Origin of the sequence: Flavobacterium sp. (genome assembly GCF_040379285.1) — a bacterium.
Lineage (GTDB): Bacteria > Bacteroidota > Bacteroidia > Flavobacteriales > Flavobacteriaceae > Flavobacterium.
Genome location: NZ_JBEILJ010000002.1, coordinates 51,948 through 68,411, shown reverse-complemented (window position 1 = coordinate 68,411; position 16,464 = coordinate 51,948). Strand labels below are relative to the sequence as shown.

Annotated in this window: 14 protein-coding genes and 1 pseudogene; 8 read left to right on the top strand and 7 right to left on the bottom strand. The window is 41.2% G+C overall.

The annotated features are described in order from the left end of the window. Positions 1-899: 899 nt before the first annotated feature. Positions 900-2,786, top strand: coding sequence for a molecular chaperone DnaK (dnaK, locus tag ABWO12_RS00920; protein WP_353086403.1), 1,887 nt, complete (start codon positions 900-902; stop codon positions 2,784-2,786). Between the two features lie 17 nt (positions 2,787-2,803). On the opposite strand, the gene ABWO12_RS00915 is transcribed toward dnaK, so the two are convergent. Next, positions 2,804-3,724 carry a Brp/Blh family beta-carotene 15,15'-dioxygenase gene (locus ABWO12_RS00915; RefSeq protein WP_353086401.1) on the bottom strand — a complete coding sequence of 307 codons (921 nt, stop codon included), beginning with the start codon at positions 3,722-3,724 and terminating at the stop codon, positions 2,804-2,806. A 123-nt stretch (positions 3,725-3,847) separates the two neighbouring features. Here ABWO12_RS00915 and ABWO12_RS00910 point away from each other — a divergent pair, with 123 nt between their 5' ends. Both ABWO12_RS00910 and ABWO12_RS00905 read left to right on the top strand, forming a co-directional pair. After that, complete coding sequence (locus ABWO12_RS00910; protein WP_353086399.1) at positions 3,848-4,573, top strand: bacteriorhodopsin-like; 726 nt, start codon at positions 3,848-3,850, stop codon at positions 4,571-4,573. Positions 4,574-4,678: 105 nt separating this feature from the next. Further along, positions 4,679-5,254 (top strand): hypothetical protein, encoded by a 576-nt coding sequence (locus ABWO12_RS00905; protein ID WP_353086398.1) that lies wholly within the window; start codon positions 4,679-4,681, stop codon positions 5,252-5,254. A gap of 9 nt (positions 5,255-5,263) precedes the next feature. On the opposite strand, the gene ABWO12_RS00900 is transcribed toward ABWO12_RS00905, so the two are convergent. Beyond that, positions 5,264-5,839, bottom strand: coding sequence for a pentapeptide repeat-containing protein (locus tag ABWO12_RS00900; protein WP_353086396.1), 576 nt, complete (start codon positions 5,837-5,839; stop codon positions 5,264-5,266). Positions 5,840-5,906: 67 nt separating this feature from the next. Between ABWO12_RS00900 and ABWO12_RS00895 the strand changes: the two genes are divergently transcribed. After that, complete coding sequence (locus tag ABWO12_RS00895; protein ID WP_353086395.1) at positions 5,907-6,416, top strand: NUDIX hydrolase; 510 nt, start codon at positions 5,907-5,909, stop codon at positions 6,414-6,416. Positions 6,417-6,419: 3 nt separating this feature from the next. Here the strand turns inward: ABWO12_RS00895 and ABWO12_RS00890 are convergent, their stop codons facing one another. From ABWO12_RS00890 to ABWO12_RS00880, 3 genes and pseudogenes are all read right to left on the bottom strand, one after another. Then, complete coding sequence (locus tag ABWO12_RS00890) at positions 6,420-7,517, bottom strand: glycosyltransferase family 9 protein (protein ID WP_353086393.1); 1,098 nt, start codon at positions 7,515-7,517, stop codon at positions 6,420-6,422. A gap of 219 nt (positions 7,518-7,736) precedes the next feature. Beyond that, positions 7,737-8,019 (bottom strand): annotated as a pseudogene (locus ABWO12_RS00885) (IS982 family transposase); the annotation flags it as partial. Positions 8,020-8,434: 415 nt separating this feature from the next. Beyond that, positions 8,435-10,063: an acyl-CoA carboxylase subunit beta gene (locus ABWO12_RS00880; protein ID WP_353086391.1), complete on the bottom strand. Its 1,629-nt coding sequence runs from the start codon at positions 10,061-10,063 to the stop codon at positions 8,435-8,437. Positions 10,064-10,227: 164 nt separating this feature from the next. Here ABWO12_RS00880 and ABWO12_RS00875 point away from each other — a divergent pair, with 164 nt between their 5' ends. The 3 genes from ABWO12_RS00875 to ABWO12_RS00865 all read left to right on the top strand — a co-directional run bounded on the left by ABWO12_RS00875 (position 10,228) and on the right by ABWO12_RS00865 (position 13,526). Beyond that, the gene (locus tag ABWO12_RS00875) at positions 10,228-10,872 is read left to right on the top strand and encodes a DUF47 domain-containing protein (RefSeq protein ID WP_353086390.1); all 645 of its coding nucleotides are present in this window, start codon (positions 10,228-10,230) and stop codon (positions 10,870-10,872) included. Between the two features lie 13 nt (positions 10,873-10,885). Continuing rightward, positions 10,886-12,208 (top strand): inorganic phosphate transporter, encoded by a 1,323-nt coding sequence (locus ABWO12_RS00870; protein WP_353086388.1) that lies wholly within the window; start codon positions 10,886-10,888, stop codon positions 12,206-12,208. 82 nt (positions 12,209-12,290) lie between these two features. Next, complete coding sequence (locus ABWO12_RS00865; RefSeq protein WP_353086386.1) at positions 12,291-13,526, top strand: porin; 1,236 nt, start codon at positions 12,291-12,293, stop codon at positions 13,524-13,526. 44 nt (positions 13,527-13,570) lie between these two features. Here the strand turns inward: ABWO12_RS00865 and prfB are convergent. Then, positions 13,571-14,666 (bottom strand): peptide chain release factor 2 gene (gene prfB, locus ABWO12_RS00860; protein ID WP_353086385.1). Its coding sequence is split into 2 segments (ribosomal slippage): positions 13,571-14,602 and positions 14,604-14,666, totalling 1,095 coding nucleotides; the frame shifts between segments, so codons are not numbered across the junction. Between the two features lie 48 nt (positions 14,667-14,714). On the opposite strand from prfB, the gene ABWO12_RS00855 reads away from it, so the two are divergent. After that, positions 14,715-15,740: a threonine aldolase family protein gene (locus ABWO12_RS00855; protein ID WP_353086383.1), complete on the top strand. Its 1,026-nt coding sequence runs from the start codon at positions 14,715-14,717 to the stop codon at positions 15,738-15,740. On the opposite strand, the gene ABWO12_RS00850 is transcribed toward ABWO12_RS00855, so the two are convergent. After that, positions 15,730-16,464 carry a sulfite exporter TauE/SafE family protein gene (locus ABWO12_RS00850; protein ID WP_353086382.1) on the bottom strand — a complete coding sequence of 245 codons (735 nt, stop codon included), beginning with the start codon at positions 16,462-16,464 and terminating at the stop codon, positions 15,730-15,732. The two genes, ABWO12_RS00855 and ABWO12_RS00850, sit on opposite strands and share 11 nt — an antisense overlap.

The window sequence follows — 16,464 nt, the reverse complement described above, 5'->3', positions numbered from 1 at the left end:
CGATAGCATAATCAATCAGGGTTCCACAAGACAAAATTGATTTTTTACTTTGGGAAAAAAGATGATGCACATCAGGCAATACTATGATGTGGCGCATATCATTTCGTGCGTTGCAGCAGGTCTTTTTAATTGCTAAATAAAAGACTTGTATACGTTTGCCAAATTGCTTCGATAATATTGGAGGTTGAAAGTGATGGCAGTAACTCAGACTCGAAATTACAGGCACATATTGAGACTTTTGTGTTCTAAATAGTAAGGATTTAAGTTTTTAGAACAAGTTAATTCTTTTTAATGCTTCTCGATTGCTTGTGCCTTCGTGGCAAAAAAAGCCGCTGAGCTGCTGAGATCCCAACTGAGTACTGAATACTGCCCACTGCCCACTGTAACTGCTTACTGATCCCGACCCTTCAGAGCTTAAGACTGCTACTGCAACTGATTCCGACCCTTTTTGGCTGTTAAATTCCTGCCACCCCTAGTGCGATTTCTCCTATCGTCGAAATGACAGCTGCTCGGTTGGGAGAATCTCTATTTTAAAAGAGAGTTATAACTAAATTGATACATTGAAAATGTTTTAGCGTCGCTAAAACTTTATTACACGCCCCGTTTGTCATTTTGACGAAGGAGAAATCCCATAATATAGGTATTTTTTATGCTGCTGAGCCGCTGAGCTACTGAGCCTACGGGACTGAGTCCTTACTAAACCCTGAATACAGTAAACTGCGACTGAGACTGCGACTGCGACTGCGACTGCGCCATCCCTGCCAACTTGTCACCCAATCCCTGACAAAAACTACCTCAAATCGCCTTGGCATAAAAGTTGTCATATCCCAGTCGTGCCAACGCACGGCCTACTCCTAGAGAGGTCATTCAACAGAAATAAAATAAAGGAGATTAACATCATGGGAAAAATTATTGGTATCGATTTAGGTACAACCAATTCATGTGTAGCCGTTATGGAAGGGGGAGAACCCGTAGTAATCGCTAACGCAGAAGGGAAACGCACCACACCTTCAGTCATTGCATTTGTGGAAGGCGGCGAAATCAAAGTAGGAGACCCTGCCAAACGTCAGGCCGTCACCAACCCGACCAAAACCATAGCGTCCATCAAACGCTTTATGGGAAATAAATATACGGAAAGTGCCAAAGAGGCTTCTACCGTAGCGTACAAAGTGGTCAAAGGCGACAACGACACCCCACGGGTCGATATCGATGGGCGTTTGTATACCCCACAAGAATTGTCGGCCATGACGCTACAAAAAATGAAAAAAACCGCTGAGGATTACCTTGGACAAGCGGTAACCGAAGCGGTAATTACCGTTCCGGCCTACTTCAACGATGCGCAACGTCAAGCGACCAAAGAAGCAGGGGAAATTGCCGGGTTGAAGGTAATGCGTATCATCAACGAACCCACAGCAGCGGCTCTAGCGTACGGCTTGGATAAAGCAGGAAAAGACCAAAAAATTGCGGTTTACGACTTAGGAGGAGGAACTTTCGATATCTCAATTCTTGAATTGGGCGACGGCGTGTTTGAAGTTTTATCTACCAATGGAGATACGCACTTAGGTGGAGACGATTTCGACCAAGTGATCATCGACTGGATGGCCAACGAATTTATTAGCGAAGAAAGCGTCGATTTGCGCAAAGACCCTATGGCCTTACAGCGTTTGAAAGAAGCAGCAGAAAAAGCTAAAATCGAGTTGTCATCATCGACACAAACCGAAATCAACTTACCGTATATTACAGCAACGGCCAGCGGACCCAAGCACATGGTGAAAACCTTAACTCGTGCGAAGTTCGAACAATTGGCCGACAGCTTGGTAAAACGTTCGATGGAACCCGTAGCCAAAGCCTTGAAAGATGCAGGGTTATCTACCTCCGATATCGATGAGGTGATCTTGGTAGGAGGATCTACACGTATTCCTGTCATCCAAGAGCAAGTAGAAAAATTCTTCGGTAAAAAACCATCCAAAGGAGTAAATCCCGACGAAGTAGTAGCCATCGGTGCTGCTATTCAAGGTGGGGTATTGACCGGCGATGTAAAAGACGTTCTTTTGCTTGACGTAACCCCATTATCGTTAGGAATTGAAACGATGGGGAATGTGATGACCAAGTTAATCGAGGCCAACACGACCATTCCAACCAAAAAATCACAAGTATTCTCTACGGCAGCCGACAACCAACCCAGTGTAGAAATTCACGTGTTGCAAGGCGAACGCACCATGGCGGCCGATAACAAAACCATTGGGCGTTTCCACTTAGACGGCATTCCACCAGCGCCTCGCGGTGTGCCTCAAATTGAAGTAACCTTCGACATTGACGCCAACGGAATCATCAAAGTGTCGGCGACCGATAAAGGAACCGGTAAATCACACGACATTCGTATCGAAGCCTCTTCTGGATTAACACCTGAAGAAATCGATCGCATGAAGAAAGAAGCCGAGATGAATGCCGAGTCCGACCGCAAGGCTAAAGAAAAAGCCGATAAGTTTAACGAAGCCGACAGCATGATTTTCCAAACAGAAAAGCAATTGACCGAGTTTGGGGATAAATTGTCAGAAGGCAATAAAACGGCCATCACTGCTGCTTTGGAGGACTTGAAAAAGGCTTACGAAACCAAAGACGTAGACACCATTCAGCCCGCTTTAGACAAAATCAACGAAGCCTGGAAAAATGCTTCAGAAGAGTTGTACAAAGCCCAAGCTGAAGGACAAACCCACGAGGCTCAGCCGCAGCAAGAAGCGACCGGCGATCAAACGCAAGACGTGGATTTTGAAGAAGTAAAATAATCCGTGAGCAACGGAAATCAATAGAAGTCGGATCTTAGGGTCCGACTTTTTTTTTGCATCGCCCTTTTCATTTGCGCGATGATTAAGGTATGCGGAAACGTAATGGCAGCCATCAAGGAAAAGAATATGGCTTTAAACACAGTATCATTGGCAATAGCCCAATAGGCAATACCCATAGTTCCCACCGCCAAACTCCAATACAACGCACTCGATTTAAAATAATACCACCATGAGCGCGCATTTTCTGTTCCATACAAAAACCGAATCTGCTCTTGAATCGAGGGCACACTATGCCATAACACAAAGTACATGCTAAATCCCCATATCAATCCGGCATGATAAAAAATAAGGCTAAAAACGATAAGGTAAAAAAGATTCCGCCCAATACTCGACCTAAAGGCCACACTTTGTTTCACTAAAAAACTTCCTAATCCCAAAACAAACAGTCCGAGGAACAACGTGATTTCTTGAATCCATAAATCAGGGTACGACTTTTGCGTGATGGTTTGAACAATCGCCTGTACTTCTTTTTCATGAAAACAAAAAAGAATGCCCAACACCAATAAACCATAACTGCCTTGAAAAAGCATCCAAAGGCGCTGTACTGACGAAGGCATTTCCAACGTCCAATGCTGATTGCCAAAGTGATAGCCGCTGATGAGTATAAAAAGAAGTAATCCATAGGAGGGAAGGAGCGTGAATACAACCATACCTAATAATACAATGGTGATGTATTTCAACAACAATCTCACTCCCCAAGATTTTGAAATGTCCTCTTTTAATTGTTGCCCAATTGTTAAATCATTAGCACCGTGAACAATTCCAAGTAAGGCAATTCCTACAAAACCAATAAACTGCTGATTTTCAATAGAAATAAAATTGGACAACCATAACATGAAAAAAGTCAGTAAAATCCGAAGGTGAAGTGTGATTTCCATGCTTAGTTTGTTAAAATTATTTAATTAATATAATAAAAATAGTAAAAAATTACTTTTTGGTGTTTAATGTTTTGTAATTTTATTTAAACAATTTATTAATAATAACAACTAAAACAACAAATTATGACAAACTTCAGTTTATTGACCGGTTGGGTAGCCAAAATGATGCCTACCGATTACATTGGATTTACATTTTTCATCGGATGTATGGCCATGATGGCGGCTTCGGCCTTTTTCTTCTTATCCTTAAGTCAGTTTGACAAAAAATGGCGTACCTCAGTGTTGGTTTCTGGGTTAATTACCTTCATTGCGGCAGTACACTATTTTTACATGCGTGATTATTGGAGTGCTTTTGGAGAATCGCCCACCTTTTTCCGCTATGTCGACTGGGTATTGACTGTGCCTTTGATGTGTTTGGAATTTTATTTGATTCTCAAAGTAGCGGGAGCCAAAACGTCCTTATTATGGAAAATGATTGGCTACTCTTTGGTGATGCTCATCACGGGGTACTTTGGTGAAGCCGTTGATCCAGGAAACGCTTGGTTGTGGGGCTTGGTATCAGGACTAGCTTACTTTATTATCGTGTATGAAATTTGGTTGGGTGAAGCTTCCAAGTTGGCCAAAGCTGCGGGTGGTTCGGTACTCGAAGCCCACAAAATTTTATGCTGGTTTGTATTAGTAGGTTGGGCAATCTATCCGTTGGGCTACATGTTGGGTACCGAAGGTTGGTACACTTCAATGTTGGGCAAAGGAAATGTAGATGTGGCGTACAACATTGCCGATGCCATCAACAAAATTGGTTTCGGTTTGGTCATTTATAACTTGGCCGTGAAGTCTAGCAAAGACTAACCCTTTTTTCCTCCATAAAAGCAGACGAATTTCCAAGCGGAGTTCGTCTGTTTTTTTTTACATCAAAATATTTTGTATATTCGGAACACATAAATCCTTTTCACTATGAAAAAAATCGTGTTCTTCTCTATGTTGTGTTTCATCTCGTTGGTCAACGCCCAAAAGAAAAAAGCTCTGGCATCCACTCCTGTATTAGCTAAAGTCGAAAATCTTGTCTTGGAACTCAAAGGTGAAAATTTGCAGTTGGTTCAAATGGAAGGCGCCAAGGCAAAAGAAACCGTTGTAATACAGGCGAATGCCACAGTATTAAATCCTGTCGATTGTAAAATTATTCCCTTTACGGCCTCAGGAAGTAAATTGTATGCGGTGTCCTGGACCGAAAAAAAGACGGTGACCACTACCGATAAAACGGAAGAAATTACCACCGTTACCCATGCTATTTATGAATGGGCTAATAAGAAGCAAGTTTTTTTCAATATACAAGTCACCAATAACATCACTGAAAAAGTGTATTTAGACCTTAATAAAAATGCTAGTGAAACCCAAATGCGTGTGCGTCGCGAAGGCTATGAATTGGTCATCAACCCCAATGGAACGGTCACCCAAAAGAATAAAACATCTACGTTAACGTGGACCTTTGATGCTACAAAAAAGGAAATGGTACAAGCCAAGAAGAAATAAGTAGCTGATTTAGGGTTTAATTACCAAAGCATATTTCTCCAACAAGCCACTCAGCCCTTGCGCACTGAAAATGGCTTTTTTCATTTTATTTTTTTCAGGATCAATACGGTATTCATAACTCGTATAGAAATCGGCTTTTTCTAAATTGGTATTACTAAAAACCGCACGGCGCAAATTGCACGAGTCAAACAAGGCGCCCGACAAATCGGTTTCCATAAAATCGGTGGCGATCATACTGCAGTGAATGAACTGAATCTGCCGTAATTTCAGTTTGTAAAACTGACTGTAATCGAGTAAGCAATCTTTAAAGTGAAATTCATAAATCACCTGATCCGTCATGGCAAAATTGACCAACGTAAGGTTGCAATCGGTAAACCAAACACCACGTAACGCGGTATGATTTAGCTTTGTTCCTTTAAAATTACAGTGCACAAAATTGCAATCCACAAAGGTCACGTTCTGAAAGAAACAGCCCGTAAAGTCGCAATCGGTAAAGGTGCATTGCTCAAATTCGGTGTGTTGTAAATCGGCTTGGGTATAGGTTTGCTGGGCAAAGTTTTGGTCGTGCGTAAAAACGTAACTCATGATTCAATTTTGGAGCAAGGTAACTAATTTACGCTAGTTTTTGCTACATTTGAACAAATGCCCAACCATGCTTTTTCAATTTTGTCCCCGTTGTACGTCCACCAAAATCACCGAAACAAAGGCGTATCGTATCTCTTGCAATCATTGTGGTTTTGTATACTATCACAATGTAGCTGCGGCAGTTGCCGTTGTATTGCGCTATCACGATCAGGTGTTGTTCACGGTGCGTCAAAAAGACCCCGATGCCGGCACCCTCGATTTACCGGGCGGCTTTATTGACCCTGGCGAACGGGCTGAGGCTGCTGCTTGCCGCGAAATCAAAGAAGAACTGGGCATCATTCTCGATCCGAGGAAGCTCAAGTATGTTACCACGGCGGCTAATCATTATTTGTATAAAACCGTTCCCTACAAAACCCTTGACATTTTTTACGAATACGAACTTGAGAATCCTGAAATCGGCATCACCGCTACCGACGAAATTGCCGCCCTGCAATGGTGTCATCCGCCTTCCATGGACTTGAATGCCATTGGGTTTATCTCCATTCGCAAAGTGATTGGGGAGTGCTACAGTATCTAATTTTTACGCCACTTTCGGCCACATACGTTGTTTATTTTCACGCTCAATGTGGCGTAAAGTTTGGCGAATCTGTTCCAACAAGGTTTCTGTCGACATGACACGCGTGTCGGCTGCAAAACTATGGTTTCCGTACGGGCCATATACCGCGGGTTCGGTCACCTGAAAGAGTCCCAAGGTAGGCGTCAATGCGGCACTAGCCAAATGCATGACACCACTGTCAGCGCCAATGAATAGCGTGCAATTGGCAATTACAGAGGCCATTTCGCGAATGGATTTTGAATATAAAATTGGTGCGGCAAATTCAATTTGAGACACATTTTCAGCGGGTAGAATTTCGATGAAGTGATAGTCCGGAAACTCGGTTTGTAGGTGCTGGTAAAAAGGAATCCACCACTCCGGCGAATAACATTTGGCACCCGTGGCATACGTAAACAAGGCTATGGTTTTTTTCTCGCTAGAGACTAATGATTCCAAAATCGCTCTCCCTATATTTTTTTCAGTTGCCGAAAGTTTTATGTCCATCAATGGCAACGGGCGAGGAGTCATAAAAAGCACTTGAGGTATCCAAAACGTACGAAAATCCATGACCAGACCATGCGCCATGTGCGGAATTAGTTGGGAGCGAAGGTCTTGTAAATTTTCATTTCGATCCCCATACCATTTGTATTTTCCACTCGCCCAAGCTGTGGCCAAACGCCCCGAAGACGAATGCGAAACACTGTTAATCACCAAGTCATACACACGCAGGCGCAATCGCACCCACGTCCACAGATACTTCCCCAAAGCCTTAAAATGGTTTTTGGGTAACGGTAAAATACGGTCTACTTGAGAATATTCACGAAAAACCTCGGATGCAATGCCTCCTTTGACGAATAAATCTACAGTGGCCATAGGAAAAAGTTGCTGCATTTCGGCAACGATAGGCGTAATCAAAAGAGTATTCCCTAAACGATGGTTTGGCCGAATTATCAAAATACGGCGAATGGGAGTAGGGGTGCAATTAGAAGGATTATGAATAGGACGACGAGATTGTCCCAAACGACCCGTTACCGCTTGAGTTAATTTTTTGCGCCAGTGCTGAATTACAGTGGGTATTTTCATGAGTCGGTAGACGTTTAAAGTGATTACAAAGGGATGTTAAACAAAGGTACGCCACTCTCATGCGAGCTATATAAAATAACTGTTAATTGACATAATTTTTGGAAGTTATGTTAATTTATGTAAAAAAATCAACTTGCAATCCCAAAACGTTTTTTCCATAAACCCCATTAATTTTATACTTACACCGTTAGTGAGACACTACCAATTCTAACTTCTTCTAAAAAAAAACAATTTTCGTCTTCTTTTATTGAACTGACTTTGTTCAATTAAATTAGGATTTTTTTGATTTTTTATCTCCTTTAATCAAAAAATTCTCACTGTCAATTGATATAAATTCCGCTGTTAAACTCATTGCAACTAATTCTAAATCAGAAATTTTTTCTTTTCTACCTACGCCACATATAAATTTTAATTCACAATTGCTTTGCCAATTCGCTTTGCTCGGGTAAAAAAAACTTATAACTTTTAAAACTCTAATATAATTTTTAACTATATCTGTCATAAATGTTGGTTGTTTGGCGACTTCAAGATGCTGAATTTCAGTATCTTGACCAACATTTATTCATTTTACTTCAAATAATTACACCCAACGGGATACTTTTAACAAAGGTTGAATGTTAATTAATTTCTCAACTTGGTCAACTACTCGAACAGGATGTTTCTCGGAAATGAAATCGTTAAACGAATAAGGTATAAGGGTAGTCTGACGTTGATTGTAGTGCTTGAAATTCATGTCTAATTATCTGTAAATTAGATATAAATGCACAAATCATAAACCTTTTATGAAAGAAAAACACAAAAAAACGTCTTAAGTTCTGAGACGGCTTCTATTATCAAAATTAATTGTTTATTTGTATAAACTTTTGGGTGAAGTCTATTTTTGGCTCGGGGCATTTTTTTTCTAAATGTATAGAAATTTAAACCTGAATCACGCCTAAGTTGAATTTCTTTTCAATAGGTGCATGATTAGACGCTTCAATTCCCATAGAGATCCAAGTACGTGTTTCCAGCGGATCAATAATGGCATCGGTCCACAATCGCGCAGCAGCGTAGTAAGGAGAAACTTGTGCATCGTAGCGCGCTTTGATGCGGTCAAACAACTCTTGTTCTTTCACTTCATCAACAACTTCTCCTTTCGCTTTGAGGGATGCTGCTTCAATTTGCATCAACACTTTGGCGGCTTGAGCACCTCCCATGACGGCCAATTCGGCACTGGGCCAAGCAACAATAAGCCGTGGGTCGTACGCTTTTCCACACATGGCGTAATTACCTGCTCCATATGAATTTCCGATTACAATGGTAAACTTAGGCACTACTGAGTTGGATACTGCATTTACCATTTTGGCTCCATCTTTAATGATACCCCCATGTTCACTTTTGGAGCCCACCATGAATCCGGTAACATCTTGTAGGAATACCAACGGAATTTTCTTTTGGTTGCAGTTGGCGATAAATCGAGTCGCTTTGTCAGCGCTATCCGAATAGATGACGCCTCCAAATTGTAATTCCCCTTTCTTCGTTTTAGAAACCGTACGTTGGTTGGCTACAATGCCTACAGCCCAGCCGTCAATACGAGCATACCCCGCAATGATGGATTGTCCATACCCCGCTTTATACTCATCAAATTCCGATTGATCGACCAAACGCTTGATGATTTCCATCATATTGTATTGATCAGCGCGTGATTTTGGTAAAATCCCATAAATGTCACTCGGTTCTAAAGCTGGTTTCTCCGCTTTAATACGATCGAAACCGGCTTTTTCGTATGCGCCTATTTTTTGAACCACACGTCGAATTCGGTCCAAAGCATCTTTATCGTCTTTGGCTTTATAATCGGTTACACCCGATATTTCGCAATGGGTTGTGGCTCCGCCCAAAGTTTCATTATCAATGTTTTCCCCAATTGCAGCTTTGACCAAATAGCTTCCTGCCAAGAAGATACTTCCTGTTTTATCTACAATTAGCGCTTCATCACTCATGATCGGAAGGTAGGCTCCACCCGCTACACAACTCCCCATAACGGCTGCAATTTGGGTAATTCCCATGCTGCTCATGATGGCATTGTTTCTAAAAATACGACCAAAATGTTCTTTGTCTGGAAAGATTTCGTCTTGCATGGGTAAATAAACACCGGCCGAATCCACCAAATAAATGATGGGCAATCGATTTTCTATCGCAATTTCTTGGGCACGTAAGTTTTTCTTTCCCGTAATGGGAAACCAAGCACCCGCTTTTACGGTGGCATCATTGGCAACAACCATGCATTGTTTTCCGTGAATATATCCAATTTTGACCACGACACCTCCCGAGGGACACCCGCCATGTTCGGCATACATTCCGTCACCAGCAAAAGCGCCAATTTCAATACTTTGCGCATCTTGATCCAACAGGTAATCAATACGTTCGCGCGCGGTCATTTTGCCTTCTGCATGCAATTTTTCAATGCGTTTTTCGCCACCGCCCAATCTAACTTTAGCAAAGCGCTGTTTTAGTTCGGAAAGCAGTAATTTATTGTGGTCTTCGTTTTTATTAAAATTCAGGTCCATGGGGTTATTTTTTGCGTCGCTAAAGTACGAAAACGATTGAATTTGGACTAATCACCAAAAATGTTCTATATTAATTTATTGTAAAAAAATAACGGGGACTTGTTTTTTTGTTAATGTTAACTTAACATTATGACTCTAATTTTGCGGTATAAAATTAATAAAACATGACACTCAACAGTATATTTCAGTTCTTAGTTCCTAAAGATAAAAAATTCTTTCCATTACTCGAGCAAGCCTCAAAAAACTTGACCATGATGGCAAGTACGTTGCATGATGCAGTCAATGCTCCCAAGGCGGAGCGCGAGGAATTGTTTCGCAAGGTTGAAGAATTGGAAGCTATTATTGAAGATATTGCTCACAAAACACACTTAGAATTAAGTCGCAATTTTATTACGCCATTTGACCGTGAAGATATTCATTCCCTTATCAAATCAATCGACAATGTAGCCGATAATATGCATGGTGGCGCCAGTCGTATTCGTTTGTATCAGGTGGATAAAATTACCAAATCCATTCGAAAGTTAACCGAAATTAATCTTGAATCTTGTCAGTTAATTGAAGTAGGAATTAAAGAATTAAAAGATCTCAAAAACCCTAAAGCTATCAAAGATACATGTAAAAAAATCAATCGTTTGGAAAGTAAAGCAGATGCGGTTTTTGACAAAGCGGTGGCCGATATTTTTGAAAATGAAACCGATGTTAAAAACATCATTAAATATAAAGAAGTACTGTCTTCTTTAGAAATGGCCTCTGACAAGTGTAAAAGTGTTTCCAATGTGATGGAACAAATTTCCGTGAAACACTCTTAAATCAATAGGATTCATGGAATTTACCTTATTAATTCTCATTATCTTTTTGGCGCTTGCCTTTGATTACATCAATGGATTCCACGATGCGGCCAATTCGATAGCTACCATTGTTGCTACAAAAGTGTTGACTCCTTTTCAAGCGGTACTTTGGGCTGCTTTTTTTAACTTTTTGGCGTATTGGGTCTTTGGTTTTGGAGTTGCCGATACGGTGGCCAAAACCGCTAAAACCAGTAGTTTGGATTTAACGGTACTTCTAGCCGGAATTCTAGCTGCTATAGTTTGGAACTTATTAACTTGGTGGAAAGGAATTCCTTCCTCATCGTCACACACCTTGATTGGGGGTTTTGCAGGCGCTGCAATTGCCCATGGGTTTTCGGGAAAAGTAACCGATTTAGAACATGTGGGATTGAATATTGTATCTTGGTATAAATACAAAGAAGGTGATTTGTTGCCCAGTGGGGTTTTGATTGTAATATGTTTTATTGTATTGGCACCGCTAGTCGGTATGTTTATTTCCTACTGTCTGTCGTTGTGGATGATGTATTCGTCCAAAAAAGCCATTGGTCCTAAAGTGTTTACTGTAGCCTTAATGATTTTGGTTTTTTGGTTTTTGTCAACGGTAATGATTGGGTATGAGTCGATTGAAAAGCCTCGTTTTGAAAGTCATTTTTGGTCGGTGGTGACCGAACCACACAACATCAAGTGGTTATTGGTGGCTGTCATTTTCTATAGTTTAGCCATTTTTAACCTCGTTTTTAGTTCGTATTCTGCGGCCAAAGCGGAATCGGTATTAAAAAAAATGCAGTTGCTATCTTCTGCTGCATTTAGTTTGGGGCACGGCGGGAATGACTCGCAAAAGGTAATGGGAATTATTGCCGCTGCAGTGGCGGTTTATTTAAATACAACGCACCAAGAAGTTTTGACTATGCCCGAGTGGTTGCGTGTTGTTTTACCTAATGAAGAAGAGGGAATCAAAAGTCAGATGCCCGAATGGATTCCGCTCACCTGTTACACTGTAATCGCGTTAGGAACGTTAAGTGGAGGTTGGAAAATTGTGAAAACGATGGGGTCCAAAATCACCAAAGTAAACGCTTTTGAAGGCGTTGTGGCAGAGTCTGCGGGGGCATTGACGTTATTTTCTACGGAGCATTTTAAAATTCCAGTTTCTACAACGCACACCATCACTGGATCGATTATTGGGGTAGGGGTAACCAAACGTATCTCGGCTGTTCGCTGGGGAGTTACTGTTAATTTGCTCTGGGCTTGGATATTAACCATCCCCGTATCAGCTATTATGGCAGCACTTTTCTATTACTTGGTTAATTTGGTTTTATAAATAAATAAGTCACCCACAACGGTGACTTTTTTTTGCTTCATGTTTAATTTTCTTTCTAACTTGTACGCCAATAGATTATTTTATGGGAATGCAATTCAGATCGTATTTTTTTCTTCTTTTTATTTTAATTTTTGCCAATGGTTGGGCCCAACCCGCTTTGGAAAAAAATAAGAGTGATAACGACCTGAAGTTATCCACACTGCCGTATTATAGTTTTGGTAAAGGATTGGGGCTAACAGCACCCGATAGTTTATTTCAAATGAATTTGCGTTTCCGGATTCAAAATCGTTCGACCTTTGTTAAAAATGAGTTTGAAGAAGGGGGCTATGATTGGCAAATTCGTCGTTTACGTCTTCGTTTTGATGGTTTTGTGGGAAGTCCAAAATTTTTATATGTCATACAATTATCATTTGCCCCTGGTGATACAGGTGAAATTCGAGAAGGGGATAATTATAATATAATTCGGGATGCTGTGATTACCTATCGTCCCAATCCGCAATGGAATTTTAGTTTCGGACAAACCAAATTACCCGGGAATCGGCAACGTATTAATTCCTCGGGGGCATTGCAGCTTACCGATCGATCCATCAATAATGCGCGTTTTAATATTGACCGTGATTTCGGATTTCAAGTCCATCATTTAAAACAACGAAGTAATCAGTTTTCCTATAATTTAAAGGGGGCTTTGTCAACAGGGGAAGGGCGAAATACAACCAACGGACCCGATAGTGGATTGGCGTTAACCGGTAAAGTCGAGTTGATGCCGCTGGGGGCGTTTGCCAAAGATGGCGTCTATTTTGAAGGGGATTTAATTCGGGAAGCTAAACCCAAACTCTTTTTCTCTGCCGCCTTTCAGCAAAATAATAAGGCCCAACGCACTCAAGGGCAACTCGGTGACGATTTGTTTCAAGCGCGAACGTTAAAGTCGGTTTTACTTGACGGTATGTTTAAATACAAAGGATTTGCGGCGATGGCAACATATATGTCGCGATCTACAAAGCGAAATGCTATTACTGTTAATCCGCTCGATCCCACCCAAACGCGTTTTGTGTATGTTGGCAGTGGATTTGATTACCAATGCAGTTATCTAACCCCGTCGAATTACGAGTTTATTGCCCGTTATTCGACCCAAAAAGTCGGTGCTGATATCGTAAATTTAGCACCCGATACGCAAGAATACACGTTAGGTCTCACAAAGTATGTTTGGGAACATGCCTTCAAAATTCAAGCTGAAGTTACCTACGACCGCCTTCAGTTTTCACAAGGCAGTGAGCAAAACAATTGGTATGTTCGATTTCAAATCGAAATGGGGATATAGTTTTATTTTAAAAAAAAACGGCCTATTTCTAGACCGTTATTTCGTTACGATTCTTTTTGTCCCATCATCATCAAATACGCTTTTAAGAACGCATCGATTTCTCCATTCATCACGGCATCGACATCACTTGTTTCTTGCCCAGTGCGAACATCTTTTACCAGTTTGTAGGGATGCATCACATAATTACGAATTTGTGAACCCCACTCGATTTTCATTTTTCCCGCTTCAATATCGGCCCGCTGTTCCATGCGTTTTTTCAACTCGATTTCGTACAATTGCGAACGTAACATTTGCATAGCACGTTCCCGGTTGTCGTGCTGTGAACGCGTCTCAGAACACTGAATTTGGATTCCTGTAGGTTTGTGAAGTAATTGAACTTTGGTCTCCACTTTATTGACATTTTGTCCTCCAGCCCCACTAGATCGTGCAGTTGTAATTTCAATATCAGCGGGACTAATGGCAATCTCAATCGTATCGTCAACCAAAGGATATACATACACTGAGGCAAATGAGGTATGGCGCTTGGCGTTACTATCAAAAGGGGAAATACGCACCAATCGATGTACCCCGTTTTCACCTTTTAAATATCCAAATGCAAAGTCGCCTTCAAATTCAAGGGTAACTGTTTTTATCCCTGCGACATCGCCTTCTTGAAAGTTCAGCTCTTTGATTTTATATCCTTGCTTTTCTCCCCACATCAAGTACATACGCATTAACAATGAAGCCCAGTCACAACTTTCTGTACCACCAGCGCCCGCGGTAATTTGCAACACAGCACTCATTGAATCCCCTTCATCCGAAAGCATATTTCGAAATTCTAAGTCTTCAATTTGATGTAACGTCAAAGCATACTGCGTATCTAATTCTTCCTCGCTAGCATCGCCTTCTTTGAAGAATTCATACGTGATTTGAAGTTCCTCCGCATAATTTTCAGCTTTGGTAAAATCTTCGACCCACTTTTTCTTGGAGCGCAAATTGCGTACAATTATTTCGGCTTGTTTGGCATTGTTCCAAAAGTCGGGTGCAAAAGTTTTCTCTTCCTCATTGGAAATTTCGATCAATTTGGCATCAATGTCAAAGATACCTCCTCAACGCACCAAGACGTTCTACAATACCTTTGATTTGTTCGGTATTTGTCATAAATTAATGTAGTTTTGTAGCCGCAAAAGTAAAGCATTGTTGTCGGATATGGAAATTAATTTAGTCAGCGATACCGTTACCAAACCCACCCAAGAAATGTTGCAATTTATGTTTCGGGCCAAAGTAGGGGATGATGTCTATAAACAAGATCCTTCAGTTAATGAATTGGAGGAAGCGGTAGCCCATCTGTTTGGTATGGAAGCGGCTTTGTTTTTTCCGAGTGGCACCATGGCCAATCAAACAGCAATTAAGTTGCATACCCAGCCTGGTGACCAAGTCATTTGCGATAAGTATTCACACATTTATCATTACGAGGGCGGAGGAGCTTCCTTTAATAGTGGGGTTTCTTGCTGTCTTGTCGACGGAACCCGCGGTATGATTACAGCCGAGCAAGTTAGCGCTTCTATCAATGACCCCGAATTTTATCACGCGCCAAAAACAGCGTTAGTAAGTATCGAAAACACAACCAATAAAGGTGGTGGAGCTTGTTATGAAGTGCTTGAATTAAAGCGGATTAAGCAAGTTTGTGTTGAGCATAACTTGAAATACCATTTGGATGGGGCACGTCTTTGGAATGCTTTGGTGGCCAAGAAACAACATCCCAAACAATTTGGGGAGTTATTTGATACTATCTCGGTCTGTTTGTCAAAAGGTTTAGGTGCACCAGTAGGGTCCTTGTTGCTGGGAACCAAGGCCGATATGAAAAGAGCGCTTCGTATTCGTAAAATTTTTGGTGGTGGAATGCGTCAAGCAGGATACTTAGCTGCGGCCGGCATGTATGCCCTACAAAATCATATTTTGCGATTGGAAGAAGACCACAAACGCGCGCAAGAACTTGGTGCTTTGTTGGCCACATTACCTTGGGTTGCCAAAGTGGAACCTATTGAAACTAATATAATTATTTTCTCTGTTCGTCCCACGTTGGATGAGCAATGGGTGATTGACAAACTCAAACAGAAAAATATCCATATCAGTTCAATGGGTCCGGGAAAATTGCGAATGGTGACCCATTTGGACTATAAGCAGGTGATGCATAGCTATGTGATGGAGCATTTGGGAAAACTCATATTTTAGCAAAAATTATTTTTCCTAAAGTCAGTAGTCCAATACCTAGAATCAAAAACAACGTAATTTGTTTAAAGCGATTTTGGTCTACATAGCGCAATATCCATTTCCCAATACCCGAACCGAGAAGGCTAATCCCAATTAAAACGGGAATCGCATAGATAATGTCTTGGGTTACATACCCGTTTTTTGCATAAATTACCGTGCGTGAGGCATCAATGAGTAAATCAATAGCGGCAGAAGTAGCAATAAATACATTTTTTTCAAGATTAAATGCTGCCATCGTCAACCCGCGAATGGCACCGCCGGTTCCCATTAATCCCGCTGAAAATCCCGAAAGTACCCCACCTAGAACAGCATTTTTCGTAGTTGGTAACAGCGCTCTTTGGGGCTTACGAATGAAAAACAAACTGAAAATAGTCAGGAATATTCCTAGAATTAGTTCCAAAATTTGAGACGATATGTAAGGCGTAAGGAGGCCTCCTAGTAAAACAAATACCACCGAAGGAATCCCCATGGTGAGTAAAAGTTGCCGATTGAACCCTTTTCTGAAGAGCGCAATTTTGGTCACGTTGCTCGCTAGGTGTAAAACAGCTGTGAGTCCCAACACATGGTGAAAGTCAAAATAAAAATTAGCAATAGGGACAAAGAAAACCGAAGAGCCGAAGCCTCCCACAGTGCCCACAATTTCTGCAAGTAAGGTGAGAAACAAAAAACCAATGTCCCAACGCAT

Coding starts and splice junctions, on each gene's coding strand:
- ABWO12_RS00895 (WP_353086395.1), top strand. CDS start 5,907: ATGCTTTTTCAATTTTGTCCCCGTTGTACGTCCACCAAAATCACCGAA.
- ABWO12_RS00850 (WP_353086382.1), bottom strand. CDS start 16,464: ATGCGTTGGGACATTGGTTTTTTGTTTCTCACCTTACTTGCAGAAATT.
- ABWO12_RS00900 (WP_353086396.1), bottom strand. CDS start 5,839: ATGAGTTACGTTTTTACGCACGACCAAAACTTTGCCCAGCAAACCTAT.
- ABWO12_RS00890 (WP_353086393.1), bottom strand. CDS start 7,517: ATGAAAATACCCACTGTAATTCAGCACTGGCGCAAAAAATTAACTCAA.
- ABWO12_RS00910 (WP_353086399.1), top strand. CDS start 3,848: ATGACAAACTTCAGTTTATTGACCGGTTGGGTAGCCAAAATGATGCCT.
- ABWO12_RS00915 (WP_353086401.1), bottom strand. CDS start 3,724: ATGGAAATCACACTTCACCTTCGGATTTTACTGACTTTTTTCATGTTA.
- dnaK (WP_353086403.1), top strand. CDS start 900: ATGGGAAAAATTATTGGTATCGATTTAGGTACAACCAATTCATGTGTA.
- ABWO12_RS00875 (WP_353086390.1), top strand. CDS start 10,228: ATGACACTCAACAGTATATTTCAGTTCTTAGTTCCTAAAGATAAAAAA.
- ABWO12_RS00880 (WP_353086391.1), bottom strand. CDS start 10,063: ATGGACCTGAATTTTAATAAAAACGAAGACCACAATAAATTACTGCTT.
- ABWO12_RS00905 (WP_353086398.1), top strand. CDS start 4,679: ATGAAAAAAATCGTGTTCTTCTCTATGTTGTGTTTCATCTCGTTGGTC.
- ABWO12_RS00870 (WP_353086388.1), top strand. CDS start 10,886: ATGGAATTTACCTTATTAATTCTCATTATCTTTTTGGCGCTTGCCTTT.
- ABWO12_RS00865 (WP_353086386.1), top strand. CDS start 12,291: ATGGGAATGCAATTCAGATCGTATTTTTTTCTTCTTTTTATTTTAATT.
- ABWO12_RS00855 (WP_353086383.1), top strand. CDS start 14,715: ATGGAAATTAATTTAGTCAGCGATACCGTTACCAAACCCACCCAAGAA.